This is a genomic window from Chryseobacterium arthrosphaerae, from assembly GCF_001684965.1.
Taxonomy (GTDB): domain Bacteria; phylum Bacteroidota; class Bacteroidia; order Flavobacteriales; family Weeksellaceae; genus Chryseobacterium; species Chryseobacterium arthrosphaerae.
In genome coordinates, this window is the sequence record NZ_MAYG01000001.1 from 3,351,535 (window position 1) to 3,378,226 (window position 26,692).

The following is a 26,692-nucleotide window of genomic DNA, read 5'->3' on the forward strand; positions in this document are numbered from 1 at the left end:
GTACAATGCTTTTTATTATTAAATTTGTGATAAAGACTAATACTGAATGAAGAAAATTCTATCTTTTTTACTTATATTTTATATTTTCACCTCTGCTTTCGCCCAACTGGACAGGGAACATTGGTTTGCCCCGATGATTGACAGGAGTGGAGCGCCCAATCCATACCAGAAACTTTATTTATCTACCAATAGAACCACTCCCTTCCCGGTCAGTATTTTCAACAATAATGTCCTGATCGGAACGGTGAATATCAGTAAAAATAATCCCCAGAAATTTGATGTATTAAGAAATTATATCATCACGACCCAGCAGACAGACCTGTTTACTCCTACTACAAAGGGATTGTACCTGAAGGCTGAGTTTCCGTTTTATGCCAACCTGAGATTTTCAGTATTCAATCATGCGGAAATTATTACTTCAAAAGGAATTCCCTCTACAGGAAAAAGCTTTTTTGCCGCTTCAGTTCCTATCTCTGTGAGCAACAGCATTCTGAACTTTATGACCAGTGTACTGGCTACAGAAGACAATACAACGGTAACCATTTCCGGGTACAGTCCAGCGGTACAGTTTTCAAACGGGACCACCGGCGCTGCTAATCCAACCATGACCTTTACTCTTAACAAAGGGCAATCTTATATCATTGACGGAATCGGTGATATTGCCGGAAACTTCAATGGTTTTATTGGTTCGAAAATTATTTCAGACAAACCCGTGAATGTGACGAACGGAAATTTTAACGGACAATATGCAGGAAATTACCCTACAAGCTCTGATATTTTAATGGATCAGGCTGTTCCGGTCAACAGGCTCGGAAGCGAATTTGCTCTGGTTAAAGGTAACGGAGGCATTGGTGCCAATATGGAAGGCGCTGTCGTCATTGCTACTGAAGATAATACCCAGGTATTTGTCAATAATGAGGTTTTGCCCGTTGCTACGCTGAATACAGGAAAATATTTTGTAATCCCTGACACGAAATACAGCCTGCAGGGGAACGGCCATTATAATCTGTACATCAAAACCACCAAAAATGCTTATGTCTATCAGATTTTAGCCGGTGATTCAGGATCAGGAAACGAAGTGGCTACCGGAGGTTTTAATTTTATTCCTGCTTTGAACTGCTATCTTCCCAAACAGATCAATGAGCTGGGATTCATCAATGAAAATTTTGTTCATTCCAACGGGAACCCCGGCGGAATTCTTAATATTCCCACAAAACTTAACCTGATTACAGAAAGAGGAGCCACTGTTACGGTAAATGGGGCAACACCTCCGGCCATCACAGGACCTTATGATATGACGGGAACCACAAACTGGGTTACTTATGGAATTCCCAATGTAACCGGTACCATCACAGTTGTTTCCAATAAAGCAATCACTGCGGGTATCACTGCAGGAAGTGACGCTGTAGGATACGGAGGTTTCTTTGCAGGATTTCCTACCCAGCCGGTTATCCTGAAATCAGGTGGAGACTGTGCTCCCGGAATAGTACTTACGGTAGATCCTATCATCTATGATACCTATCAATGGTACAGAAATGGCATCCTTATCAGCGGTGCCACCTCTTCATCCTTCAGCCCTACCCAATCCGGATATTATACCTGTTCCGTGACAATGGGAAGCTGTGCACCTCTAGTGACGGAGCAGTTTAAAGTACAAAGCTGTACAAAACTGAGTACAGCCTCTTATAACATATGTACTTCACAGACGATAACACCAGCCTTCAGCAATTCCACACAAACTCCGGTTCCAGGTACCGTTGCCATCACTACTCCCCCTACCCTTGGGACTGCAGTGATCAACCCTGCCACAGGAGTTATCACCTATACCGCCAATACTCCGGGTACTGCAGCAACTGATACATTTACCTATACATTCTGCGGAAATGATCCTGATTTCCCTGATTGCGAAACGGTAACCGTAACCATTAATATTTTAGCTCTTACCGTAACCAATGCAACATTACATGCCTGTGATATTAACGGTCAGGGAACATTTAACCTCACTACGGCCAATGTAACCAACAACAGTCCTGTTACCATCACCTATTACCCTACATTAGCAGATGCACAGGCTGAAAATCCTGCAGCACTGATCAATACGCCGAATACCTATACTGCTCCGAACGGCACAATCATCTACGCTGTTGTAAAAAACAATATCGGCTGTAAAAGTATTGCCCAGATAACCCTGTCACTTTTCAACAAAGCTATTGTGCTGGACAATTACAATGGAGTTTTCTGTGATGATAATCTGGACGGAACCGTTACTGTCATCCTATCCAATATTACCGGGATCGTTCTTAATAATCCTGCCTATTTTACCAATGTAAGGTATTATGCCAATCTTACGGATGCCAATGCCGGAAATACCAATACACTTCCTAACAGCTGGAGCTATACCGCAACAACCACTATCTATATCAGAGTAGATTCTCCTGACGGATGTGCTACAGTTATTAAACCATTACAGTTCAGCATCGGAAACAGGCTTACATTAATCACCAAATCCGTTACGGAAAGTGTATGTGACGATGATCTGGATGGCATCAAAACAGTAAATCTGGCTCAGTTTATTCCTCAGTTTACCTTAGATCCGAACATCACGTCTACATTCCATGGAACTTTAGCAGATGCTCAAAATGATGTGAATGCGATTGCCGCAACAGTCAATATTACAGCTTCCCAGACCTATTATATCCGTTTTGAAAAAAATGGAGTTTGTCCGGAAGTGGGTACAATCAAAATTACGATTAAAGTTCCTAAAAAATCTGACCTGCTGAAAGATCAGGCAATATGCCCGAAAACCACAACAACACTGGATGCCGGTCCTGGATTTGACAGATACCTATGGAGTACCGGAGCTACAACACCTTCGATCACCAATGTTCCTGTCGGAAGTTATTGGGTAGAATTAACCTCTAACGGATGTGTTTACAAACAGTATGTGAATGTTACTGAATTACCCAGTCCTGTAATCAGTTCCATTGAGATAGAAGGAATCACTGTAAAAGTTGGAGTAACGGGCGGTACTCCTCCTTATGAATACTCTTTGGATGGTGTGGTATGGCAAAGCTCAAACGTATTTTACAATGTACCGAGAGGTGCCCATACTGTATTTGTAAGAGACTCCAAGTTTTGCGAGGTCGTGAAGAAACCATTTGCGATCATCAACCTGATCAACACTATTACTCCGAATGGAGACGGATATAATGAAGTGATCAACTATTCTGCCCTGATGGCCAATGATAATCTGGTATTCCGGATTTTTGACCGATACGGAGCCGAAGTTTTCAGAGGTACTCCTGAAAATCAATATACCTGGGACGGAAGAGTGGGCGGCCGATATGTACCTACCGCTACTTACTGGTATTTCATCACCTGGACGGAATATGGATCTACTCTTTCAATAAAACATTCAAGCTGGCTGCTGGTAAAGCACCGGTAAATAAAACGGAAGAAAGGCGGAAAAAGCCTTATGTAATTTTCAGCCTTCTTTCTTCCGTTTTTTATACTTAATTACCCTATTTTTTAAGCCTGTTCCTGCTTTATAACACTCATTAACAATTTAATGCTAAAGTTTAATATAACTTTAACCTCTATTCTTTATCCAAATAGTCAGAAATTGCTGTATTTCTATGTAATTTTGCGCATTATATGAAGAAACTGTTTACTCTGCTGCTATTGGTTTTTCTGGCAAAAATTAATGCACAAACATATTCCGGTGAGGTATTCCTGAGAGACCATTCGATTTTATATCTTAATCAGGTATATGTTACCAATCTGAATACTCAGAAAACCGTTCTTACGGATTTCAACGGTAATTTTACGATTCCTGCCAATCCGGGAGATGTTGTCCGCTTTACCTCTATCGTTACTGAAAGAAAGGACATCAAACTTACTCCTGAGCTGATGCAGCAGAAAAACCTGGTAGAACTTAAAATTGCTTATTATGAGATCCAGGAAATTGTACTCAGCAGATTCAAGCCTACGGGAAATCTCCGTTATGACGTCAATTCTTTAAGGAAAGAAGATAAAGCCTATGCGCTTAAAAAAGTCATCGGACTTCCTGAACCTAAAGGTGACGGAACTCCTCCGGAACTGCCAGTAGCCGGGTTCAGAGACGGAGGTCTTACCTTCAGTCTGGAGAGTATCTACGATATGCTTTCAGGGGAGAGAAAGAAAAAACAACGTTACCAGGCTTATGAAAGAATGAACAGTTCTGTAGCCCAGATCAAAAATTATTTAGGTAAGGATTATTTCCTGAAATTTAAGATTCCTGAAAATTTAATTGACAACTTCCTTCAGTTTGTGTATACTTCTGAAAATATTCAGCCTTACGTCTTGGCAGGAAACTTTGAAGCCATCAAGGTGCCTATTGAAAAGTATCTTCCGATCTATCAGAGAAGACTTAAAAATTCTCATCTTCAGGAAGTCATCAACAATAAATAAAAAGACCGGCTTTACAAACATATATAAAGAACCATGCAATATTGCATGGTTCTTTATTATTGTACCTCCTAAAAGTTTTTCAACACTACTCTGTTTGATTTTTAATTTTCACAGTATATATTTCCGTAATATTCAAAAATATGTTTATTTTTATATCACAATCATGTGTTTAAAATAAAAAACACAGTATTCCGTTATCTATAAAACTAATTGACCAAACACAAATTAAGAGAAGTACAGACTGACAACTAATATTAATTAATGAAAAAAATACTTTTACTTCTTGCCTCGGTTTTGTTTTTTAGCCTGTCTGCCCAAAAAAGAGGGAAAGACTACAGCAACATTTTAAAAAGTAATAACATCTACGAGATCAATGCTTTTCTAAGGGATGCCCATCCTGATGATCCCCGAAGATCTGTTCTGAAACCACGGGTCATGGAAATGATGAAAGAATACATCAAAAATGCTCATCCGGCAGATCAGAAAGTAAAAGATATGCAGGAAATGCTTGCTTTGCTGCGAAGAAGACCTTCTACAAAAATTACTTTTGATGAAATGAATGCCATCATCAAGCAGAAGCAGATCGCCAAATATAAGGCAGAGTTGGCCGCAAAACAGCCGACCACTGTTTACACGCCCAGCAATGCTCAGAACACTTTCGTTGTAAATACTTCTGCCAATGCTGCTATCCCTAATGCTGAAGCCGAAGAATTCAATATGCTGATGGCGGTATCTCCTGTAGAACATCAGAACAGAACTGTAAAAATCCTCAATTCCCTCTTCGATAATGATCCCAATGCCAAGGAATCTATTGTGATGATCCAGAACAAATCGGACTGCAACATTATTGTAAGGATGGAAGGTGTAGGTACCACAAAATACAGACTGGCTGTACCTGCACACGGAGATGGTTCAATTGTGATACAAAAAGGGCAATATCTTTTCACCAGCCTGGTTTGCGGGGCACAGTATGCTTCTCAAAAAACCATACAGGGAGCCATCGTTGTAGCGCTGGGAAGCCAGTAGCCTCTATAGAAAACCCATCATATCTCTGTCTTTTGAAGTAAAAGGCAGAGTTTTTTGTGTAAAATTTACTATTTTTGCACTCATTTTATAACTCAATGGGCAAGAATAAATTAGCAAGATTTGCAGAAAACAAAATATTACCAAATGTAATCCAACCTACAAGAGAAGATGCCTTAAACGGTTTTGATCTTAAAGGAAAATGGAGAGAAAATTTCTTTAAAAATGACAATCCTGTCGTTCTGGAATTAGGTTGTGGAAAAGGAGAGTATTCTGTAGGACTTGCCAAAGCATTTCCTGAAAAAAACTTTATCGGGATTGATATTAAAGGAGCAAGATTCTGGTTCGGGGCTAAGGAAGCCGTAGAAAACAACATGAATAACGTTGCTTTTCTGAGAACACAGATCGAACTTGTTGATTATTTCTTCGCCGAAAATGAAGTGGATGAAATCTGGATTACATTCCCGGATCCCCAAATCAAATACAAGAGAACCAAACATAGATTAACGCATCCTGACTTTTTGAACCGGTATAAAAAGTTCCTGAAGCCCGGAGGAATCATTCATCTGAAAACCGATTCAGAATTCCTGCACGGTTACACACTGGGATATCTGCAGGGGGCAGGTTACGAAATTATATCAGCCCATCACGACATCTATGGAGCACCCGAATATGATCCGGACACGGAACATCTGAGAGATATCAAAACGTATTACGAGGAACTATTTTCAGCGAAAGGAAAAACAATTACCTATATAAAATTCCGGATAAGCTGATGAGATAAACTACATTGATGAAAAAAAAATTTTTAACCATTATATTCTTCGCATTTCTACTCCCAGGCTTTACATATGCCCAAAAAAGCAGTAAAGACATCTTAAAAAGCACAAATATCAGGGAAATTGAAGAATATTTAAAGAACGCACATCCGGATGATCCGAAGAGAAGTGTACTGAAGCCTAAGCTTATCGCCCTGAAAAATGCTGAATGGACAAAAGGGGCCCGTACAGCCAGGCCTATGGAAGCAAGACCCATCATCTCAGATATTCCTAAAAGTATCATGAGAAATCCCGGTTCTGATGATGCAGAAGAGTTTAAACGGCTTATTGTAGAATCATCTGCTGAACACAAGGAAAAAACAGTCAAGCTTCTGAACGCGATGTTCAATGAGGATATTACCCGCAAAGAGGCCATCCTTTTATTCAAAAATAATTCAGACTGCAACATTGTACTCAGGATAGAAGGAAAAGATTATTATAACCTTGCCGTGCCTGCTCACGGAGAAAATTTCATCGTCATCAATAAAGGGGCATACAGTCTTAGCAGTAATGTCTGCGATATGAAGTATAGCTCCCAGAAAGATATTAAAAAAAGTATCTTTGTGACGATTGACAATCCCAAGCTGCCTGAAACAGAACCAAAACCTGTACAGAAGGAAACTGTCAGGAAAAAGCCTTTGAAAAAAAGTAAAGTAAAAAAATAAAATGGGTATGAAAAAGCTATTAGTCTTTGCCGGAGTTTCATTAGTCCTTGCCAGCTGTAATGTGAATTATGGCGGGTATCCGGTCAGAACCTCCTATCCTGCCGGAAATTCCGGGAGTGCAGCTAATACAGCAAGAGAGTATAATGAACTGATGAAGACCTATAAACCTGAAACTGCTGAGGTACTTAACGATCTTTTGAATAGTGATGACCCTGGTAATCCCAGAACATCTATTTCTGTAGAGAACAGATCTCCATGCAATATGGTACTTACCGTAAGCGGAAACGGATTCTTTAAAAAGATTCCCATAGGCGCCGGAAAGATAGGTTATACAATGGTAACCAAAAACCAGAATTACAGATTATCCGGTATGCTGTGCAATTCTTCTTACCAGTCTACCAAATTTATTACAACCTCCTATTCTATTAAACTAAGCAATTAAATACAGATCCACATTGAGACATTGTGGGTTTTCTTTTGCCCTTATTTCAGCCTGTTTTACAAGTTGTGAACACATTTGAGAAGAAACTATACATATAAAAAATAAATGAGTCTTCTTCATAATAAGCAAATAAAAAAACGCTGGACCTAAATCCAGCGTTTTTCCTATATTAAAGAAAATCTTTAATTATTCTGCATCGAAATCAGCATCTGTATCAGCAGATACTTTTTCTCCTTCTTCTTTAGATTTTTCTTTATCAGCTTTTCTTTGAGACTGACCTTCTTTGATAGATTCAGAAACTACGCTAAGGATCATATCAATAGACTTGGAAGCATCATCGTTTCCTGGGATAACGAAGTCAACTTTTCTTGGGTCAGAGTTTGTATCAACAATACCGAAAACTGGAATACCTAGTTTCTTAGCTTCAGTTACTGCGATGTGTTCTCTTAAGATATCAACTACAAATACAGCAGATGGAAGTCTCACCATGTCAGCGATAGAACCTAAGTTCTTCTCAAGGTTAGCTCTTTGTCTGTCAACCTGTAATCTTTCTTTTTTAGATAAAGTTTCGAATGTACCGTCTTTTTTCATTTTGTCGATAGCATTCATCTTCTTTACAGCCTTTCTGATAGTAACGAAGTTCGTTAGCATACCACCTGGCCATCTTTCTGTAATATAAGGCATATTAAGTTCAGAAGCGTGTTTTGCAACTACTTCTTTCGCTTGCTTTTTAGTTGCTACGAAAAGAACTTTTTTACCTGCAGAAGTTAATTTTTCTAAAGCGCTGCACGCTTCATCCAATTTAACTGCTGTTTTATGTAAGTCTACAATGTGAATACCGTTTTTCTCCATAAAAATGTATGGAGCCATATTTGGGTTCCACTTTCTAGTCATGTGACCGAAGTGTACGCCAGCCTCTAAAAGGTCTTTTACATTTGCTTTTGCCATGTTTTCTGTTTTTGTTAGTTTACTTTCCGTCTTTTAAACAATCAACAACTTCTTTAGATGGGAGAAGCGTTTGGATGCTAAACGTAACGGGCAATTGGCGGTCTGCTTCCTGCTTTTGGCAATTGGCTTTGCGCCGAGATTAAGTTTAAATAAAATGTAGTACATTTCTGTAGCCAATAGCTAATAGCCATTCGCCAACAGCAAATCTTAACGTTTTGAGAATTGGAATCTCTTTCTTGCTTTTTTCTGACCTGGCTTCTTTCTTTCCACCATTCTTGCGTCTCTTGTAAGTAAACCAGCAGGCTTCAATGCTAATCTGAACTCAGCGTTGATTTCGCATAAAGCTCTTGAAATACCTAATCTGATAGCCTCTGCCTGACCTGTATTTCCACCACCGAATACGTTTACGGTAACGTCATACTGACCAACAGTCTCAGAAAGGATGAACGGTTGGTTTAATTTGTAAACCATCACGTCTGTAGAGAAATATTCTTTAGCATCTTTACCGTTTACTGTAATGTTTCCAGAACCTGGTCTTACATAAACTCTTGCTACAGAAGTTTTTCTTCTTCCGATTTTGTGAACTATAGACATAATTAATTATTTAAATTCGTTAACATTAATTGTTTTAGGCTGTTGAGCTTCATGTTTGTGCTCAGTTCCTTCATATAAATAAAGGTTCTTAAGGATAGCAGCTCCTAATCTGTTTTTAGGTAACATCCCTTTTACAGACTTCTCCAATACCTTTAAAGAATCTTTCTTTTGAAGTTCAGCCGCAGTCATAGACTTCTGTCCTCCAGGATATCCTGTATGCCAGATGTAAGTCTTATCAGCCCACTTGTTTCCGGAAAGTGTAATTTTCCCAGCATTCAAAACGATTACGTTATCACCACAATCTACGTGAGGTGTAAAGTTCGTTTTGTGCTTACCTCTCAAAATCTTTGCAACCGTAGAAGCTAGTCTTCCTAACGGCTGTCCTTCAGCGTCTACCACAACCCATTCTTTATTAGCAGTAGCTTTGTTCGCTGAAACAGTTTTGTAACTTAATGTATTCACACGTTTTAGTTAAAGATTAAACATAATTTACCCCTAAAAGGGTGTGCAAAGGTACAAATTATTTTTGTAATGAAAAAACATATTTTATTTAATCTATAGAATATCTGCTATTCAGCCCTCTAGCAATAGATTTTAACATTAATTAAGCTTTTGGCATAAATCTTGTAAAATGTTGTGCGATGAAAAAAAACGTTTAGAAGATTCTAAAAATACAAATGGTAAATAAAGAGTTTGTTCCCTCAACTCTTTTTTTATACTCCCAACTTCTCTCTGTTACATATACTTTAAAGATTTCCGCAAAAGCTTAATGATATCATTATTTTATATACTGAAATAATTATATTTGCGCCAAACGTTTTACCCATGAGCCACGGAAAAATCCGAGAAGATAAGACCTGCCTGAACTGCGGACACCAGGTGGAAGAACGCTTCTGCCCCCACTGCGGGCAGGAAAATATCGAAAGGCGTCAGCCATTCCACTTTCTGTTTACCCATTTTATTGAAGACTTCACGCATTATGACGGCCAGTTTTGGGGAACCGTAAAAAACCTGCTGTTCAAACCGGGAAAGCTTACCAACACTTATCTGCAGGGGAAAAGACAGATATTTGTACCTCCCGTTAAACTGTATATTTTCGTCAGTTTTATTACGTTTTTTGTATTTGCCCTGTTTCCTATGGTGAATATGGGTTCTTCAGACCGGAAAAGTGAAGAACATAGCAAAGCCGCCCATTTAAAAATAGCAAAACCTATTGGGACACAAAAGGTGATAGATAGCATACAGGCCAAAAAAATCCTGACCAAACAAGATTCTCTTGCGATTAAAAGTCTCAAGGCAATTCCTGATTCTGCCGATCTGGAAGAAATGATGGATATGGACAAAACAATAGAGACCGGAGACGGAATGTATAATACAAAAAAATCCTATGATTCTGCTACGGCAAAAAATCCGGGCTTTTTTGATTTTATCCAGACACCTGTAGTTCATAAATTCTATGAACTCAGAGATCATGGAATCACAAAAAAGGAGATTATGAACGGTATGATCGAAAAATCCTTTCACAACCTGCCCAAAGCACTTTTCATTTATCTTCCCCTGTTTGCATTCTTTCTTTGGATATTCCACAGTAAGAAAAAATGGTGGTATTTTGATCATGGAATCTTTACACTCCATTATTTCTCTTTTTTGCTCCTCACTATTTTGTTGATATTCCTGCTGGGAAAACTGGCTGCGTTAACGGAAATTAAAGTGATTAATGCTGTTTTGTATTTAGCAATGACAGCACTTATAATATATAGCATGGGATATTTCTTCATCGCTCACAGGCGGGTTTATCATGCACACGGAATTGTAAGCTTTTTTGTTGGAATGATATTACTGATGATCAATTTCTTCGCTTTTATGTTCTTGCTTGTAGGTCTGGCTCTGATCAGTTTCATGATGATTCATTAAATAAAAAATAAGGCTGTCACACTGGACAGCCTTATTTTTTTTAATTTTTATTTCCTTAATGATTTACTGCCTCTAAAGCTTGCAATAAGATAGTAGGCTACAAAGACCATTGAAAATTTCAGAATGGATGGAATAGCCAACTCAAGCTTAAAGATCAAAGTTCCCACCAGAACCAGAATTCCCATCACTACAAAAGACAGTCCCAATTTTTTCGGTAATGTAAAATCCGGAGTATCCAGGTAATACGCAACACCCCAGGCAGCACCAAAGGCTACTGCATAGTAAAGTTCCAGTCCGATATTCTCTGAACTTAAAAAGAAATAATTGATCAGGAAACTCACTACTGTTCCCAATGCGAAATATATCAAAGCTTTTTGCATGTCTGTAAAATATGGTGCAAAAATAAAGATTTTAATTTGAGTAAAGGAGGATCTGCCGATTCGTAAACAAAATCCTGCAAGTCTTTTTAATTCTGTAACTGCCGAACCTGAGGACTTTGAAATTCCTAAACCTGAAATTGGAGATATATTATTAAATAACCCAACATAAACAATTGAAAATCATAAAAATAAATTCAAACACAGGGTTGTTTTTTTATTATTATATTTGAAAACTTAGAAACTTTCTAAAATTTTTATGGAAACCCAAAAATATACTCCAACCAATAAGGTAAGAATCGTAACAGCTGCGTCTTTATTTGACGGGCATGATGCTGCGATCAATATTATGCGTCGTGTCATCCAGGGCACAGGATGCGAAGTGATCCATTTAGGACATGACAAATCAGCAGAAGAAGTTGTAAACACAGCGATCCAGGAGGATGCCAACGCTATTGCATTAACTTCCTATCAGGGTGGTCACAATGAATATTTTAAATATATCTATGACCTGCTTAGGGAAAAAAATTCGCCACAGATCAAAATTTTCGGCGGCGGCGGCGGTGTAATCCTTCCGGAAGAAATCAAAGATCTGATGTCTTATGGGATCGACAGGATTTATTCTCCGGATGACGGCCGTGAGCTGGGCCTTCAGGGAATGATCGATGATCTGGTACACAGATCGGATTTTGCAACAGGAAAAGATGTTACAGCAAAAGATCTGGATGATATCAGTTTTGAAAACCCTTCAAGCATCGCACAGATTATCTCCGCCGTTGAAAACTTTTCAGAAGAAAAACCTGAATTGGTAAAAGCCATCGATGAAGAATCAAAGCACCTGAACATCCCTATTATTGGTATCACAGGTACCGGAGGAGCTGGGAAATCTTCTTTGACAGATGAATTGGTGAGACGTTTCTTACGTTCCAATACAGATAAAAAAATAGCCATTATTTCCATTGACCCTTCCAAAAAGAAGACCGGAGGAGCACTTTTAGGAGACAGAATCCGTATGAATGCGATCAATGACCCGAGAGTCTATATGCGTTCTATGGCAACCAGGGAGAATAACGTTTCGGTTTCTCCGTTCATCCATTCCGCATTGAATGTGTTGAAACTTGCCCACCCAGACGTGATCATTCTTGAGACTTCCGGGATCGGACAGTCCGGATCAGAGGTTTCTGATTTTGCTGATGTATCTATGTATGTAATGACTCCTGAATATGGAGCATCTACGCAGCTGGAAAAAATTGACATGCTGGACTATGCAGATCTTGTCGCTTTAAATAAATCAGACAAAAGAGGGGCACTTGATGCCCTTCAGGCGGTAAGAAAACAGTTCCAGAGAAACCACCTTTTATGGGAAAGCCCGTTAGACGATATGCCGGTATATGCAACCAAGGCATCTCAGTTTAATGATCATGGAACAACTGAACTGTACAACAGACTTGTTTCAAAAGTCAATGAAAAATTCCCGGAATTAAGCCTAAAGACTTTTGTAGAACAGGAAGTTACGGAAGAAGTAACGATTATTCCTCCGAAAAGAGTCCGCTACCTTTCTGAAATTGTAGAAAACAACAAACAATATGATGCCAACATTGAAAAGCAGGCTGAACTGGCCAGAAAAATGTACCATATTGAAGGGGTAAAGGCTATCATTTCCAATGAAGTTTTAGAAGCTGAATATCAGAAGGCAGAAAAAGAACTTCAGCAGGAAAATATTGATTTCCTTAAAACATGGGATGATACCAAAAAGGCTTTCCATGCAGAGTTCTATTCTTATTTCGTAAGAGGAAAAGAAATTAAAGTGGAGACATCAACAGAATCTCTATCCCATTTGAGAATTCCGAAAATTGCACTGCCAAAATATAACGACTGGGGTGACCTGATCAAATGGAAAGGCCAGGAAAACCTTCCGGGAAGCTTCCCTTATACGGCAGGAATCTATCCGTTCAAAAGAACCGGTGAAGATCCTACAAGGATGTTTGCAGGAGAAGGAGGCCCGGAAAGAACCAACAGAAGATTCCACTACGTTTCTGCAGAAATGCCTGCAAAACGTCTGTCTACAGCATTTGATTCTGTGACATTATATGGCCAGGATCCGGCTTTACCACCGGATATTTATGGTAAGATCGGAAATGCGGGAGTTTCTATTGCCACTTTAGATGATGCAAAAAAACTGTACTCGGGATTTGATCTGGTAAATGCATTGACATCCGTTTCCATGACGATCAACGGCCCTGCACCGATGCTATTGGCTTTCTTTATGAATGCGGCCATCGATCAGAATGTGGAAAAATACATTAAAGAGAATGGCTTAGAAGCTAAGGTAGAAGCTAAACTTAAGGAAAAATTTGACGATAAAGGTTTGGAAAGACCGAAATATAACGGTGAACTTCCTCCATCCAACAATGGTTTGGGACTACAGCTTTTAGGACTTACCGGTGATGAAGTAATTCCTGCTGATGTATATGCTGAAATCAAAGCCAAAACCATAGCTACTGTACGTGGTACCGTTCAGGCTGATATTTTAAAGGAGGACCAGGCTCAGAACACCTGTATCTTCTCTACTGAATTTGCTCTAAGATTAATGGGTGACGTTCAGGAATATTTCATCAAAGAAAAAGTAAGAAACTTCTACTCTGTTTCCATTTCCGGATATCACATTGCTGAAGCCGGTGCCAACCCTGTTTCCCAGCTGGCATTTACATTGGCCAATGGTTTCACCTATGTGGAATACTATTTGTCAAGAGGAATGGATATCAATGATTTTGCCCCTAACTTATCTTTCTTCTTCTCCAACGGTATCGACCCTGAATATTCAGTGATCGGACGTGTAGCACGAAGAATCTGGGCAAAAGCCATGAAACTGAAATACGGTGCTGACGAAAGAAGCCAGATGCTGAAATACCATATCCAGACTTCAGGACGTTCTCTTCACGCCCAGGAAATTGATTTCAATGATATCAGAACAACGCTTCAGGCGCTGTATGCGATCTATGACAACTGTAATTCCCTTCACACGAATGCTTATGACGAGGCGATCACAACTCCTACCGAGCAATCGGTAAGAAGAGCAATGGCGATCCAGCTTATTATCAACAAAGAGTTAGGATTGGCTAAAAACGAGAATCCGCTTCAGGGATCATTCATCATTGAAGAATTAACAGATCTTGTAGAAGAGGCCGTATACACTGAATTCGACAGAATCACTGAAAGAGGCGGAGTTCTGGGTGCAATGGAAACCATGTACCAGCGTTCGAAAATCCAGGAAGAATCTATGCATTACGAATGGCTGAAGCATACGGGAGAATATCCGATCATCGGGGTAAATACTTTCTTAGGAAAAGATGGTTCTCCAACTGTACTTCCAGGCGAGGTCATCCGTTCTACCGAAGAAGAAAAGCAGGCTCAGATAGAGTTTCTTCATAACTTCCAGAAAGCGAATGAAAGCAAATCTGAAGAAGCACTGAGAACATTACAACATGCTGCCATCAACCAGCAAAACCTTTTCGAAGTGATGATGGATGCTGTGAAATACTGCTCTCTAGGACAAATCACCAACGCTTTGTTTGAAGTGGGTGGTAAGTACAGAAGAAATATGTAGTCGTACATTTTTTATAAATTAAAAACCTCAAAGAAATCCTTTGAGGTTTTTTTGTTTAAAATATTAAATATCTATGTTTGTTCTATGAAACCGAAAGCCCTTTTCAACTGGAGCAGCGGAAAAGATTCTGCCCTTGCCCTTTACAGAATACTGCAGGAAGATCAATATGAAATTACCACCCTGCTGACGAGCATCAATCACGAATTCCAGAGAATTTCCATGCATGGTGTACATGTATCTCTTCTGGAACAGCAAGCCACAGCACTTGGTATTCCCCTTGTAAAAATGGAACTTCCGAAAGAGCCTTCTATGGAGGAATATCAGGACATCATGAACAAAACAATGACAGAAATAAAATCACAGGGCATTACTCATTCTGTTTTCGGGGATATTTTCCTGGAAGACCTGCGTAAATACAGGGAAGACCAGTTGAACACCATCGGCATGCAGGCTGTATTTCCCCTTTGGAAAGAGCATACTTCCGACCTCATCCGTGAGTTTTTACATCTCGGCTTTAAAACCATTGTGACCTGTGTGAACGGAACCTATCTTGATAAAAGTTTTGCAGGCAGGATTATTGACGAAAAATTCCTTGACGACCTTCCTGAAAATGTAGATCCTTGTGGGGAAAACGGAGAATTTCATACGTTTACTTTTGACGGACCTGTTTTCAAAAGTCCGGTCATGTTTGAAATTGGGGAAACAGTAAAGAAAACATATCCTAAACCGAAAGCAGAAGCCGGGGAAGAGGATGGAGCGTATACTTTCTGGTTCTGTGACCTGGTTTCAAAATAATCCCACAAACCTCTTTTCGCTGCCAATTCACGAATTTCTTTTTCTGTAAGAGGATCATATAAAAATTATTCGTGAATTTGTGGGGATTATAATTAAGTAATCGTACACCGTAACTGCTGTCATGAAAGTTTCATTTTAAATGTAATTCATTCATAATATCCGATAGAAAAAGGGAGATTTTTCCGGTATTTAGGCATCTTAGCACACATTTTGCTTCCCTTAAGCCTTTCTGAAGATTTTCGTATCTTTAGGTATACCATTAACAATCTTAAAAAATAAAACACCCGTGATCAGAAATTTAGTATTCCTTTCCCTCATCTTCATTGTATTTTCCTGTAAGACAGAAACTCCCCAGCCTCCTTTGGATAAGAAAGCTATTGTTGATTCTACCATAACAGCCTTTCAAAAGACCTTGCTGGAACAACAGATTGATTCTGTTTTCAAAAAGTATCATTTCAATGGAAGCATTGCCGTTTTTAAAGACTCTTTACCGCTTTACAGAAAAGAAAGCGGATATTCTGATTTTAAAAGAAAAACCAAGATCGACAGCAATACTGTCTTTGCCATCGGATCGGTAAGTAAACAATTCACGGCAGTTCTGATCTTACTTCAGATGGAACAGGGTAAACTGAACGTTACGGATAAGGCTTCAAAATACCTGAAGGAATTCCAGAACAAAGAATATGAAAATATAACGATTCACCAACTTCTTAACCATACATCGGGACTGAACCTGATGGGTGGAAAACTGATGTTCAAAAGCGGTTCGGATTTCTTTTATTCGAATGACGGGTTTAATGCGCTTGGAAAAATTGTGGAAAAGGTTTCCGGCAAATCTTATGATGACAATGTTCAGGAGCTTTTTAAAAAGGCGGGTATGACTCATTCTTCTACCGGAGATATTTTTAAAGGAGCTCATTTTGCGAGTGCCTATCTGGGGAACGCCAATGCTTCCGAAGAAGTCCCGAATATGCCTAAAAGACTGGGCGGAAAAGAAATCGGAACCCCTGCCGGCGGTGTACTTTCTACCATTCAGGATCTTCATATATGGAACAATGCCCTTTATGGCGGTAAAATTTTAAAACCTGAAACACTCAAGCTGTTTATGGCCAAAAGTGCAGAAAGACGCCATGCTATTTTTGGAAAAATGGGCTATGCCTATGGAATCATGCTGAACATCGGCAAACCCAATTCTTATTTTCACAGCGGATATATCAAGGGATCTCCATCTTTAAATATCTATTATCCTGATACGAAAACATCTGTCATTATCCTTTCCAATATAGCGGATGAGGCTAAAGGTAAAAGTATGATCTTCAAACCACACATTGAAGTGAAAAAGATTACGGATCATCTTGAAAATACACTGAATCAACTCAGATCAGCACATTAGTTTTCTTTGCATTGAAGTAAAGAAGCTGGATTTTAGCAGCCATAGCATATAAAATCATGGATGGTAGTTTTTATTTGTAATTTTAGGTGTTATTCAATTCTAATCAGCAGCAGAGCCAAGAAATTCCTGCATTTTTGACAGGTTTCTTTTATGGCCGTAAAAATTTAAAAGCGCAAAAACAGTCGCTGTCTGCATGATAAAGGAAAAAGGTAAACTGGAGAGAACCATTGAAATGTCAGTATAATCCGCATTTCTGAAAAAATTATAGCCATCACTTCCACTTCTCGTCACAATTTGCGACAAACCTACCGCACAGCTGATCATTAACCCCATATTTTTCTGATACAAGGTATAAAAGCACTTTCCACTGTATTTAAAATCTGTCCGCATGTATTTCCAGATCTTAAAATTTAGAATCCAGCTAGCTGCAAGGGCTAGCAGAAACAAACCATTCAATATCCTGAAAATGACCGTATACATTTCTTCACTCTTTAAAAGATACATCAGCAGTATATTAATTCCTAAGGAGAATACACCGATCACTAAAGAGTTCCTAAGCATCCTATTATATTTCGCACTGATGATTCTTCTGGCAATCAAAGGAAGTTTTGTTGGAAAAAACAGCCAGTAATTGACCATCTTAAACTCTCCATTCCATGATTCTTTTGCTTTTGAAAATGCCTCTTCAAAACTGAGATTTTCGTCCCACTGCAAATCTAAAATCTGATGAATGATATGTTCCCTGATCTCCACTAAAAGATCCAGCGAAAGATTCTTTGAAACAAGATAATCTGTAATTGTGTTTTCCTGAGCCTGGGTGATCATATGCTGAAGATGGTTTGAAGGTTAACCAGATAACTTTTCATTTCACTTTCCTGATCTGCCTGCTGTTTTTTCCCTTTTTCGGTCAGCAGATAGTACTTCCGGTCCCTGCCATTGATCTTCTGCATTTCAGAAGTAATCATCCCATCGCCTTCCAGTTTGTGGAGCAGAGGATAAAGGGCTCCTTCCGTCATTTCAAGCTCTCCCCGGGTAAGTTCTTTTGCCCGCTGGGTAATCTGGTAGCCATACATTTTAACCTCTTTTGAAAGCAGTTTCAAAATAATATTCTGTAAGGTTCCTTTATATAGGCTGTTCTTTTTCATGGAATCGTTTTATACATTACAAACTTATGCATAATTTTCTTATGTATATAAATTTATTTAAAAAAAAATTAAATTGCTTTATGAAAAAGATGTATTTCATTGCCATCTACCCTCCTGATAACATCATTGAAGAGATAAAGGTTTTTAAAAGAGATCTGGCAACAGTCTATGATAATTCCAAAGCTTTAAGTAATGAAGCCCATATTACTCTTTTTCCTCCTTTTTCCAGAGAAGCCGAACTGGAAAATGACATCCATACTGCGTTCCGGAAGATTAATACGGAAATGTCTCCTTTTGAGATGGAGATGAACGGTTTTGGAAATTTCCCCAATCCGAAAAACCCGGTGATTTTCGTAAAGCCTGAACCGAATGAACATTTAACAGCTCTTTATCATCAGGTGAAGAAACAGTTTAGCTTCATGGCCTATTCATTTACTCCACACATGACTGTAGGTTACCGGAACCTGACATGGGAAAATTATCTCCGGGCCTGGGAAGTGTATCAAAACAAGGAATACAAAACTAAATTCTTAGTCGATAAAATACTGCTACTGCGTCATGATGGCCACTGGGTTCCTATTGCTGAGAAAAAACTTGGAGAATTGTAAAAAAATAAAACCGGCTGCAATCACCGGTCTTATTTCTAAGTTTATTCTTTAATAATTTTCTGTGAGATCAGGAGCGTTTTATCATCTGTGACATTCAGCAGATAATTGCCTGCCGGTGCATTTTTAATATCAACCTTTAAGGTTTCCGGGTCTTTTAATTCATATCTGCCGGAAATCAGTTTTCCGGAAGCATCATAAATCTCAACTTTTATATTTTTTGAAAAGTTCTGTTTTCCTTTAACAAAGAATTCTCCATCTGCAGGATTCGGATAGATGCTGTATCTTCTCTCTTCTGCCTTTACTTCTGACACTTTAAGGGTAGATTTCGTCAGTGTCCAGGTGATATTGGTAAAATGAACCGTACTATGGTTGTCTACTTTCAAAAGTGGATTATTATCCGTTACCGAAAAAAGCAGGGTATTGTTACCATTATTCAGTTGAGAAGGGGTGACCGTAATGGTATTACCTGTTTCAGTAAGCGCTGTCCCGTTCAGTTTCCAGGAATTGAGTAATGTATTTGGAATGGGTAAGATTTCATTGACTGTAAAGGTAACATTGGCCGTAGCGTCCACAGAGGAAGCATTCGCAGGGGTATAAGAATCTACAGGGGATACCAGTGAATGGATTCTTTCAATAATAGCTTCTTTACACACGGAACAAAACTGCTGGTTAAGATACCTCATCTCACAGCTTTGATGCGGTCTGAACCATGTAGGGCTTTCTGCATGGGCATATATTCCGACTCCGTTCAATCCTACCCAGTTTTTCCATTTTATGGTAGCAGGATCTGAATTCTGTGTTTTATTAGCTGATTCAAGGGATCCGGCAAACCAGTATTCATCTGCGAGTTTTCCGAATGAGTGCCCCATTTCATGAACAACTATTTCATTGGCAGATGCATGTAAGGATGCAAAGGCATATGTTCCGCCACAACCGCCATATTCAGTAGAATTCCCTAATACATAGGTAATGTCATAATCAGGTATATTAGCTGCCAAAACCTGCCCTACTTTATTGGTGGTATTGCTGTAGAGGCATCTGTGAACATTCACGTCAAAAGTAGATCCGAGAAAATTATTAGGATTGGTCACCGGGATTACAGGCTCTGTAACGTCTGTTGCAGTTCCCGGGTGTTTTACCCCGGATTCGGCTGAAATAACTTTCACGGCATACGCATTAAAATAATTTTTATATTGTGTATACGGACTTTTGGTAAACAGGTAATTTACGGTTGCCTGTGCAGAGGTAACAAATGCATCCTGCTGGGTATCGGTAAAACCGTCTCCTAAAACAGCAATAACAACCCGTTTGCTATTGTCACCGGTCTGTAAAAGCGGTACTTTTTCAAATACCTGGGCCCAACAACTGCTGCTTATAAGAAGTGATAATAAAGCTTTTTTCATGATTATAGTTTTTGAGTGAATAATAACTGTACGCCTGCATCTGTTACTTTTTCTACTTTTACAAGCTGAACATTTTCAGAATAAGAAAATCTGGCGCTGAATTCCGTGCTTTGAAGGGAAGCTTTATGTCTGGAAATCCCCTCTTTTTCATATACTTCCATTACAGGATTCAAAGGGTCTTTGATAAGCTGTCTGCTCAATTCTTTACCTCCGGCCTCTGCAACGGTAATGATATAATCTCCTTTCCGGGCATCATTCCGGTCAAAAGAGGGCTGCAATTTCAGTTTTCCCTCTGAAACTTTACTGTGTTGAAGAATTACTTTTTCATGACCTGACTGATCTTTATCTGTTGTAAAGAAAAGATAAATGATGCGCTCACTTTTGGCCGGAGCAGACAGAGATTCTTTTTCGGTCCGTTGCAGTTCCATATTTTCCTTCTGAAAGCTACAAAGCAGAAAGACGGGAATGATTAATAAATTAAGTGCATTTTTCATATTTCATTTATTTAAGGTTTCATTTTAAAGGAAAGAGGTATGAAGATGGAGTAAGGAAGTTATGAGCCTTAAGGAACGGCTTTATGTTAATTCTTATGATCCTTTTAAACCCGATGAAAACAGTTTTTTTTAAAAAAATCAGCAATTGACATATCCTGTAGTAACTCCCGGCTTCATTTTTCAATTTCCTGTCAGATATTAAAGTTAAGAAAGTTTAAGATAACACGGGATGTTTTCCGGATAATTTTCCATCCCGTAAGAAGTTGGAAAATCATATCTTTGCAGCAATGATTTCAGAGAAAATAATTTTAGGGATTGACCCGGGAACAACGGTTATGGGATTTGGTATTATCTCCGTAAAGAAAGGTAAAATGGAGATGGTTTCTATCCATGAACTGATCTTAAAAAAATACCCCAATCACGAAACCAAACTCAAATATATTTTTGAAAGGACGCTGTCTCTTATCGACGAATTCCATCCTGATGAAGTTGCGCTGGAAGCTCCATTCTTTGGAAAAAATGTACAAAGTATGCTGAAACTGGGCCGTGCACAGGGTGTTGCCATGGCTGCCAGCCTTTACAGAAATATTCCTATCACAGAATATTCACCCAAAAAAATCAAAATGGCCATCACCGGAAACGGTAATGCCAGTAAGGAACAGGTAGCCGGGATGCTGCAAAATCTTCTTAATTTAAAGGAATTTCCTACGAAATACCTGGATGCCTCCGATGGTCTCGCCGTTGCGGTATGTCACCATTTTAATTCCGGAACGGTTGCCGATACCAAGTCTTATTCCGGATGGGAAAGTTTTTTGAAACAGAATCCGGACCGGTTGAAGTAATTTACCTCTTAGAATATAGAAAACCACTGCAAATGCAGTGGTTTTGTTTTTAATCAGTGACAAGGAATATACCTGTAATCAATCATTCAGTTTATTTCTCTATTTTCTGTCACTGTAGAAAGTGTATTTAAATAGTCAGAAAATATTGCTACAGTAGTAATATCCTCATATTCTACATATGCATGGTCCATTAGCTTACATTCAGTATCCAAAAAATCAATATCGATAGAATCTTCATAAACCTCAATGACTTTACCAATATAAACTATCTCTTCTTCACTGAGTGATAATTCACATAACAGATCTGAAGACTTAATAATTTTAAATAATTCTTCAAAGTTATCAGGTACTCTTCCTGTGATTATATCCTTTGAACCATCAAAATATGACTGAATCTTTCCCTTCATAACTTTACTTTTAAAGTCATTTGTTTCTATAGTTACATTTTCAATTTTTGCATTATTGATGAATTTCAATCCATCTAAGACGTAATCTACCGGATTAAAAATGATACCTGTAATAGCCTTACCTTTATTGAAACTGCTGCCAATAATACTTTCATTTCGGTTCTTCAAAAAATATTCTTCCATATTATTTTATTTTTTAAATCTAACAAGCCCATACAAAAAGTAAGGGCTTGTTGTTTATTATGGAATGAGCAAGGCGCTCGAACCAGTGGGCTCCTTATAGATTAACAGTTTTAATTATATGACAATGATATGATTCATCTTCATATGAAAAAGAAAAATACCAAACATTTCTTAACTTATCTAAAGGTGATATACCAATCTCTTCTATTCAAAAATTAAATTCATCTAAAAGATCTTCTTTAAAATCTATAAGTTCTTTATTTTCGATGTTGTTTTTTATAACATTTAATATTGCTTTTTTCGCCTGTAATATGTGCCTCCCATAAATTCAAAAATAATTGTATATAAATTCATCGCTTCTTACCTATTTCCTTTTGCGTTTCTACTATGGTTTTTCTCCTGTTTCCTGCGCTTTTGCTTTCCAATGTTTTACCTGCTTTTCTAGTTGGGCTTTTAATTTATTATCTTCTTTTGTTTTATTAGGTTTTCTCGATATAGAATACTTATACAGCAGTTGGACGAGGAAGACAAAACGACCGTCTTTAAAATCATTGACAAAATGCTCACCACCAAAAAATTTAAAGACTTCTTTAATAAAATGTTGCAGTTTTATAGTATAAAAAAACCTCGCAAAATGCGAGGAGTTTTTTATTTATACTTTTATAAACTTTGGGATATTACCAATGTCTACAACTATATCAACACATTCATTTTCAGTATATATTGCATAGTGTATCATTTCAACTTCATCATAAAAAGCACCTGTTTCTTTTAAAAAATCAATATAGCTGGAATTTTCAACAATATAAAAAATATTATTATCCATTATTTCAGAATTATTTTCTATAATTCTAAAAAGTATACTTTCATCAGAAATTCTGTAAGAAAAATAACTTTCGAAAATAACCTTGTATGAGATATTATCTCTACATATTGTTATATGTAATCCTTCAGAATTGTTGACTATTGTATCAATGTAAAAATTCTCACTATCATCAATAAAATTCCATTTCTCAAAAATATTTTTCATTATTTATATCTAATTTTTTGATACCTTCCATTTTTAATTCGTTCGATTGTTGGGTTTCCTCCATTTGCACCTTTACTTCCTGGTCTTACATTTACCCTGTTTCCATTTGAATCTAAACCTGTTCTTCCTTTCCCAAATTTAGTATTTATTTCTTTTTCATTCTGTAGCTTTATTTTCGAATCTTGTTCCCAATCGCTTATATCTTTTTCTTTTTGGGTAGATTTCCCTTTTGTTGGGTCTCCATCTTTTGCATCATTCCACACATCATCAAAATCTTTTTCTTCTTTAGGCACTTTCACACCATTTACATCCGTATCTTCTGCATCAGATTCAGAATTCAGATTTCTCATTCCGGCACCTGGGTCTGCAATGGTAGTGTAACCTGTGCTAGGAATTGTAAACTGGTTGACTGTCCACCAAACTCCTGCACCTAATAGCATAAAAGCACCAACAACATCCGCAGGACCTGGAGCCGGCGAATCAAATTGAGAAACCATTAGAGCCGACAATGCTAAACTTCCAGGACCAGAATCGCTACTTTTTGCCTTTCCAATCAAAGTAACTGTTGTACTTAAGGAGCTCCCATCTTTTGTATCAATCCAGTTTGTTCCGTTCCATATAAACTCCCCATCACTATCTTTCACTATTTCTCCATTAAAAGCTCCATCACGATTTGGATAGGCAATAATCCCAAAAGTTTCAGCCATCATTCCTGTAGGATCAATGAACTGTATTGGGTTATTCCAAACATAACTGTATGTTTCATGAGTATATTGGCTCTTTGGGTCAATCCCCCCCCATCTGCCTAAATCAGGCATGTAGAATCTTGCCCCATAGTCATACATTCCTGTCTCCTGAAGTTCCTTCCCGTTGTACTTGTATTGATAAGCATTCTGTGTAGTTCCATTATAATTGTGTATCAACCCAAATGGATAATAATTGTTTATATCCAAAATTTCCCCATCTTTCCAATTGTCCATACATCCCATTTTAGGTTTGCATTCAGTCACAATATAGCTTCTTGGCTGGATAATTCCATCTTTATTGGTATCCGAATAACTTACCCTTACATTTCCTAAGTGATCTGTAAAATTGTAAACATATTGCCCTTTAAGTGCATCAAAATACCCTTCATCTGTAGGAATAATTCTCAGCTTTACAACAGGTATTTCATTCGGATCAGGATTGTATGTTCCATCACCACTCCATGATTCAAAATCAAATGTAGACTTATACTGAAACCCGTTTAAATAATCTACTTCGAGCTTATTTCCAAAGAACTTTTTAATCTTTGTACCATCTGCCCGATACACATACTTAGTAATATCTGAGCTTCGGGTAATCTGTTTAGGTAAATTTAAATAATTATATTCAATAGAAGAAATATCTTTATCAGGATGTGATGTCATATTTCCATTATCATCATATAAAAGAGTATTGGGATTTGCCAAATATGGATATCCTGATGGGTTTTGCTGTTCATCAGTTATTTTCACCAATTTATTTCCTGTATAATCATATTTTAAGTTATCTATTACCCTTGCAATATTAGTCCCAGCTAAAGCAAAGTCTGATCTTTTGAGTCTTTGGATATTCCCGTTTAAATCATAATCAATGATCTCAAAAAATTCTTTAAAATTTTCTTGACCTGTCTTTTGATAGAATCCTGCAGAAAGTCTATTGAGATTATCATAGGAATATCCATATCTTTTCAATGGTTCATTCTCTTCTGTTAATGTTTTCCAAGATATTTCTGCAATATTACCATTGTATTTTGCTTTAACTTTCAAATCCGGATAATCCTGATTAGGAATTTCTAATCCTTCTATTTTATTATAGTTAATCTTGTACCCAAATAAATCTGTTCCTAAATTATCAGGATCATTGATCTGAGTAAGCCATCCTCTGATATTGTATTTATAACCTATAGTCTGTAATGGAGCTGCTATATTTATCCCACCAACTTTTTTGGTCTCAAGTTGAGATAACTCATTATATTTATTCTGCGTAAGTATCTCTACAGGATTATTATCGATTTGATGTTTATGAACAAGTAATCTATTCTGATGATCATAATCAAATGTTTCTGTGATTACTTTCTCTATATCCGTAGTAATTCTTTTATGCTTAGTTATGGTTACTTTAGGCATGCCTGAAAAATCCAAATCAGATAATACCCTTGTGTATCCTCCTAAATGGTTAATAGAGTGCGTTCCGACAACTCTCCCTTTTATGTCATAATAAGTATAATTTTTTGTCCAGTTGTCATCTTCAATATTCTTTACAAGATTCATTAAAGAAAGTCCTTTGGTGCTTCTTCCATCCGAAGAAGGAGAGCCTGTTAGAACAGTCATTTCAGGAGTATTGTCAGGGAATGCAGGATTAAAATTATAGGCAGGATAGGTATCATAATAGTTTAAAGATAATAATGTTACCCATTTTGTGGAGTTAGGGTAAGTACTATCCGGATTATCATAATATACATTCATACCTTGCCTTTCGAAAAAAGCTGTGTTAATTCTATTAACGTTGTTTAAGCCATATCCGTTAGCAAGCCCTTGCTCCTGTAGTCTTTCACCTCCAGTACATATTCCGGTAATTGCAACTCTTCCCAATGGATCATATTTAGTATACAGCCATTGTCCTTTTTTCCTTAATTCGGCATCCTGAGTGGCAACCAATCTATCCTGTTTATCATACACCACATATTCCCATCCTTTTCCTGGAAGCTTTTTTTCAACCAAGCGGCCTCTACCATCGTAACGGTATTGATAACACAATTCATCATGTTTGACAATGTTAGAAACAATATCTCCTCTCATACTGGCTATAGGAGGTAATATCCAAGCCAACTGATCATATTCATTATAAACATAATAGGTGCTTGCTCCACCATCTTTTCTAACCATAATAAGCTGCCCCTTCCTATTTTTAAATTCTATTTTCTTGTTTCCATCTTCATCTATTATTGTATTTTTATACAACTGATTATCTGTATACAACCAGTTCTCCCCAAGTACCGATTTTGTTGCACCATTTTCCCAGGTAGTAACTACTGTGAATTTTCTTACTTCATCAGCAACAGAAGCAGTATTATATTCGTACTTCACGGGCTTATTGCTCCAGTCATTTCCCTCCCGAATTTGTTGTTGGATTCTGTCTAAAGGCGAATTTTCCAGGATTTTTTCTGAATAGATCTTTTCTCCCCCATACACAGATGATGCATTTCCAAGTGGATCGGAAACAATTCCTCCATTTAAAGTTCCATTTTGTGGAACCGGCAGATAATTTTTGATCTGTCTTCCAAATTGATCATATTCAATATGAGTAACAACATCTTTTCCTTGCGGAGAAGCCTTTACGTTAGTAATTTGCTTTGACCTGCCTAATCCATCAAAATACTGTATAGATTCAATTTGCTTGGCAGTCGTACTTGTAGTAGTTACTGACTCGAGATAAGTTCGTTTATGAATATAGTTTTCAGTCTCAGTTATTTGTGCACATACCACATTTTTCACAAAAAACGTACAGATTAATATAAATATTTTTTTCATA

Annotated in this window: 23 protein-coding genes; 12 read left to right on the forward strand and 11 right to left on the reverse strand. The window is 37.8% G+C overall.

The features are described 5' to 3' along the window. The first annotated feature begins 46 nt into the window (after positions 1-46). From BBI00_RS15005 to BBI00_RS15030, 6 genes are all read left to right on the forward strand, one after another. A complete protein-coding gene (locus BBI00_RS15005) occupies positions 47-3,445 on the forward strand; it encodes a T9SS type B sorting domain-containing protein (protein ID WP_065399512.1) in 3,399 nt (1,132 codons plus the stop codon). A 209-nt stretch (positions 3,446-3,654) separates the two neighbouring features. Continuing rightward, positions 3,655-4,449 carry a hypothetical protein gene (locus BBI00_RS15010; RefSeq protein ID WP_065399513.1) on the forward strand — a complete coding sequence of 265 codons (795 nt, stop codon included), beginning with the start codon at positions 3,655-3,657 and terminating at the stop codon, positions 4,447-4,449. A 261-nt stretch (positions 4,450-4,710) separates the two neighbouring features. Then, positions 4,711-5,475, forward strand: coding sequence for a DUF6759 domain-containing protein (locus tag BBI00_RS15015; protein WP_065399514.1), 765 nt, complete (start codon positions 4,711-4,713; stop codon positions 5,473-5,475). 95 nt (positions 5,476-5,570) lie between these two features. Then, positions 5,571-6,248, forward strand: coding sequence for a tRNA (guanosine(46)-N7)-methyltransferase TrmB (gene trmB / locus BBI00_RS15020; protein ID WP_065399515.1), 678 nt, complete (start codon positions 5,571-5,573; stop codon positions 6,246-6,248). A gap of 17 nt (positions 6,249-6,265) precedes the next feature. Then, positions 6,266-6,955, forward strand: coding sequence for a DUF6759 domain-containing protein (locus BBI00_RS15025; protein WP_065399516.1), 690 nt, complete (start codon positions 6,266-6,268; stop codon positions 6,953-6,955). A 7-nt stretch (positions 6,956-6,962) separates the two neighbouring features. Then, positions 6,963-7,397 (forward strand): DUF6759 domain-containing protein, encoded by a 435-nt coding sequence (locus BBI00_RS15030; RefSeq protein ID WP_065399759.1) that lies wholly within the window; start codon positions 6,963-6,965, stop codon positions 7,395-7,397. Between the two features lie 186 nt (positions 7,398-7,583). On the opposite strand, the gene rpsB is transcribed toward BBI00_RS15030, so the two are convergent. The 3 genes from rpsB to rplM all read right to left on the reverse strand — a co-directional run bounded on the left by rpsB (position 7,584) and on the right by rplM (position 9,401). Beyond that, complete coding sequence (gene rpsB / locus BBI00_RS15035) at positions 7,584-8,345, reverse strand: 30S ribosomal protein S2 (protein ID WP_062675707.1); 762 nt, start codon at positions 8,343-8,345, stop codon at positions 7,584-7,586. Positions 8,346-8,552: 207 nt separating this feature from the next. Further along, positions 8,553-8,939 carry a 30S ribosomal protein S9 gene (gene rpsI / locus BBI00_RS15040; RefSeq protein ID WP_047373582.1) on the reverse strand — a complete coding sequence of 129 codons (387 nt, stop codon included), beginning with the start codon at positions 8,937-8,939 and terminating at the stop codon, positions 8,553-8,555. Between the two features lie 6 nt (positions 8,940-8,945). Beyond that, a complete protein-coding gene (gene rplM, locus BBI00_RS15045) occupies positions 8,946-9,401 on the reverse strand; it encodes a 50S ribosomal protein L13 (protein ID WP_027375420.1) in 456 nt (151 codons plus the stop codon). Positions 9,402-9,764: 363 nt separating this feature from the next. On the opposite strand from rplM, the gene BBI00_RS15050 reads away from it, so the two are divergent. Next, on the forward strand, positions 9,765-10,853 hold the full coding sequence (locus BBI00_RS15050) for a DUF3667 domain-containing protein (protein WP_065399517.1): 1,089 nt from the start codon (positions 9,765-9,767) through the stop codon (positions 10,851-10,853). Positions 10,854-10,900: 47 nt separating this feature from the next. Here BBI00_RS15050 and BBI00_RS15055 read toward each other — a convergent pair whose 3' ends face one another. Beyond that, on the reverse strand, positions 10,901-11,233 hold the full coding sequence (locus tag BBI00_RS15055) for a hypothetical protein (RefSeq protein WP_065399518.1): 333 nt from the start codon (positions 11,231-11,233) through the stop codon (positions 10,901-10,903). Between the two features lie 256 nt (positions 11,234-11,489). Between BBI00_RS15055 and BBI00_RS15060 the strand changes: the two genes are divergently transcribed. The 3 genes from BBI00_RS15060 (at position 11,490) to BBI00_RS15070 (ending at position 17,025) form a co-directional block, all read left to right on the forward strand. Beyond that, positions 11,490-14,837: a methylmalonyl-CoA mutase family protein gene (locus BBI00_RS15060; RefSeq protein ID WP_065399519.1), complete on the forward strand. Its 3,348-nt coding sequence runs from the start codon at positions 11,490-11,492 to the stop codon at positions 14,835-14,837. Between the two features lie 84 nt (positions 14,838-14,921). Then, positions 14,922-15,632, forward strand: coding sequence for a Dph6-related ATP pyrophosphatase (locus BBI00_RS15065; protein WP_065399520.1), 711 nt, complete (start codon positions 14,922-14,924; stop codon positions 15,630-15,632). A 286-nt stretch (positions 15,633-15,918) separates the two neighbouring features. Then, the gene (locus BBI00_RS15070) at positions 15,919-17,025 is read left to right on the forward strand and encodes a serine hydrolase domain-containing protein (protein WP_065399521.1); all 1,107 of its coding nucleotides are present in this window, start codon (positions 15,919-15,921) and stop codon (positions 17,023-17,025) included. A gap of 99 nt (positions 17,026-17,124) precedes the next feature. Here the strand turns inward: BBI00_RS15070 and BBI00_RS15075 are convergent, their stop codons facing one another. Continuing rightward, a complete protein-coding gene (locus tag BBI00_RS15075; RefSeq protein ID WP_065399522.1) occupies positions 17,125-17,850 on the reverse strand; it encodes a hypothetical protein in 726 nt (241 codons plus the stop codon). Beyond that, entirely contained in the window at positions 17,847-18,170 is a 324-nt protein-coding gene (locus tag BBI00_RS15080; RefSeq protein WP_065399523.1) for a PadR family transcriptional regulator, read from the reverse strand. Before BBI00_RS15080 ends, BBI00_RS15075 begins: the two co-directional genes overlap by 4 nt. A gap of 80 nt (positions 18,171-18,250) precedes the next feature. Here BBI00_RS15080 and BBI00_RS15085 point away from each other — a divergent pair, with 80 nt between their 5' ends. Next, positions 18,251-18,778, forward strand: coding sequence for a 2'-5' RNA ligase family protein (locus BBI00_RS15085; RefSeq protein ID WP_065399760.1), 528 nt, complete (start codon positions 18,251-18,253; stop codon positions 18,776-18,778). Positions 18,779-18,819: 41 nt separating this feature from the next. On the opposite strand, the gene BBI00_RS15090 is transcribed toward BBI00_RS15085, so the two are convergent. Together BBI00_RS15090 and BBI00_RS15095 are read right to left on the reverse strand one after the other, a co-directional pair. Next, a complete protein-coding gene (locus BBI00_RS15090; protein WP_065399524.1) occupies positions 18,820-20,181 on the reverse strand; it encodes a T9SS type A sorting domain-containing protein in 1,362 nt (453 codons plus the stop codon). Positions 20,182-20,183: 2 nt separating this feature from the next. Further along, on the reverse strand, positions 20,184-20,675 hold the full coding sequence (locus BBI00_RS15095; protein WP_123902288.1) for a hypothetical protein: 492 nt from the start codon (positions 20,673-20,675) through the stop codon (positions 20,184-20,186). A 287-nt stretch (positions 20,676-20,962) separates the two neighbouring features. On the opposite strand from BBI00_RS15095, the gene ruvC reads away from it, so the two are divergent. After that, on the forward strand, positions 20,963-21,517 hold the full coding sequence (ruvC, locus tag BBI00_RS15100) for a crossover junction endodeoxyribonuclease RuvC (RefSeq protein ID WP_065399526.1): 555 nt from the start codon (positions 20,963-20,965) through the stop codon (positions 21,515-21,517). 86 nt (positions 21,518-21,603) lie between these two features. On the opposite strand, the gene BBI00_RS15105 is transcribed toward ruvC, so the two are convergent. The 3 genes from BBI00_RS15105 to BBI00_RS15115 form a co-directional block, all read right to left on the reverse strand. Next, a complete protein-coding gene (locus tag BBI00_RS15105; protein ID WP_065399527.1) occupies positions 21,604-22,107 on the reverse strand; it encodes a hypothetical protein in 504 nt (167 codons plus the stop codon). A gap of 652 nt (positions 22,108-22,759) precedes the next feature. Next, positions 22,760-23,137 carry a hypothetical protein gene (locus tag BBI00_RS23105; RefSeq protein ID WP_065399528.1) on the reverse strand — a complete coding sequence of 126 codons (378 nt, stop codon included), beginning with the start codon at positions 23,135-23,137 and terminating at the stop codon, positions 22,760-22,762. After that, positions 23,137-26,691 (reverse strand): DUF6443 domain-containing protein, encoded by a 3,555-nt coding sequence (locus BBI00_RS15115; protein WP_065399529.1) that lies wholly within the window; start codon positions 26,689-26,691, stop codon positions 23,137-23,139. Before BBI00_RS15115 ends, BBI00_RS23105 begins: the two co-directional genes overlap by 1 nt. Position 26,692: the final 1 nt, after the last annotated feature.

Excerpts from the sequence above, each read along its gene's own strand:
- BBI00_RS15005 (WP_065399512.1), top strand. The coding sequence starts at position 47 with ATGAAGAAAATTCTATCTTTTTTACTTATATTTTATATTTTCACCTCT.
- BBI00_RS15010 (WP_065399513.1), top strand. The coding sequence starts at position 3,655 with ATGAAGAAACTGTTTACTCTGCTGCTATTGGTTTTTCTGGCAAAAATT.
- BBI00_RS15015 (WP_065399514.1), top strand. The coding sequence starts at position 4,711 with ATGAAAAAAATACTTTTACTTCTTGCCTCGGTTTTGTTTTTTAGCCTG.
- trmB (WP_065399515.1), top strand. The coding sequence starts at position 5,571 with ATGGGCAAGAATAAATTAGCAAGATTTGCAGAAAACAAAATATTACCA.
- BBI00_RS15025 (WP_065399516.1), top strand. The coding sequence starts at position 6,266 with ATGAAAAAAAAATTTTTAACCATTATATTCTTCGCATTTCTACTCCCA.
- BBI00_RS15030 (WP_065399759.1), top strand. The coding sequence starts at position 6,963 with ATGAAAAAGCTATTAGTCTTTGCCGGAGTTTCATTAGTCCTTGCCAGC.
- rpsB (WP_062675707.1), bottom strand. The coding sequence starts at position 8,345 with ATGGCAAAAGCAAATGTAAAAGACCTTTTAGAGGCTGGCGTACACTTC.
- rpsI (WP_047373582.1), bottom strand. The coding sequence starts at position 8,939 with ATGTCTATAGTTCACAAAATCGGAAGAAGAAAAACTTCTGTAGCAAGA.
- BBI00_RS15050 (WP_065399517.1), top strand. The coding sequence starts at position 9,765 with ATGAGCCACGGAAAAATCCGAGAAGATAAGACCTGCCTGAACTGCGGA.
- BBI00_RS15055 (WP_065399518.1), bottom strand. The coding sequence starts at position 11,233 with ATGCAAAAAGCTTTGATATATTTCGCATTGGGAACAGTAGTGAGTTTC.
- BBI00_RS15060 (WP_065399519.1), top strand. The coding sequence starts at position 11,490 with ATGGAAACCCAAAAATATACTCCAACCAATAAGGTAAGAATCGTAACA.
- BBI00_RS15065 (WP_065399520.1), top strand. The coding sequence starts at position 14,922 with ATGAAACCGAAAGCCCTTTTCAACTGGAGCAGCGGAAAAGATTCTGCC.
- BBI00_RS15075 (WP_065399522.1), bottom strand. The coding sequence starts at position 17,850 with ATGATCACCCAGGCTCAGGAAAACACAATTACAGATTATCTTGTTTCA.
- BBI00_RS15080 (WP_065399523.1), bottom strand. The coding sequence starts at position 18,170 with ATGAAAAAGAACAGCCTATATAAAGGAACCTTACAGAATATTATTTTG.
- BBI00_RS15085 (WP_065399760.1), top strand. The coding sequence starts at position 18,251 with ATGAAAAAGATGTATTTCATTGCCATCTACCCTCCTGATAACATCATT.
- BBI00_RS15090 (WP_065399524.1), bottom strand. The coding sequence starts at position 20,181 with ATGAAAAAAGCTTTATTATCACTTCTTATAAGCAGCAGTTGTTGGGCC.
- BBI00_RS15095 (WP_123902288.1), bottom strand. The coding sequence starts at position 20,675 with ATGAAAAATGCACTTAATTTATTAATCATTCCCGTCTTTCTGCTTTGT.
- ruvC (WP_065399526.1), top strand. The coding sequence starts at position 20,963 with ATGATTTCAGAGAAAATAATTTTAGGGATTGACCCGGGAACAACGGTT.
- BBI00_RS15105 (WP_065399527.1), bottom strand. The coding sequence starts at position 22,107 with ATGGAAGAATATTTTTTGAAGAACCGAAATGAAAGTATTATTGGCAGC.
- BBI00_RS23105 (WP_065399528.1), bottom strand. The coding sequence starts at position 23,137 with ATGAAAAATATTTTTGAGAAATGGAATTTTATTGATGATAGTGAGAAT.
- BBI00_RS15115 (WP_065399529.1), bottom strand. The coding sequence starts at position 26,691 with ATGAAAAAAATATTTATATTAATCTGTACGTTTTTTGTGAAAAATGTG.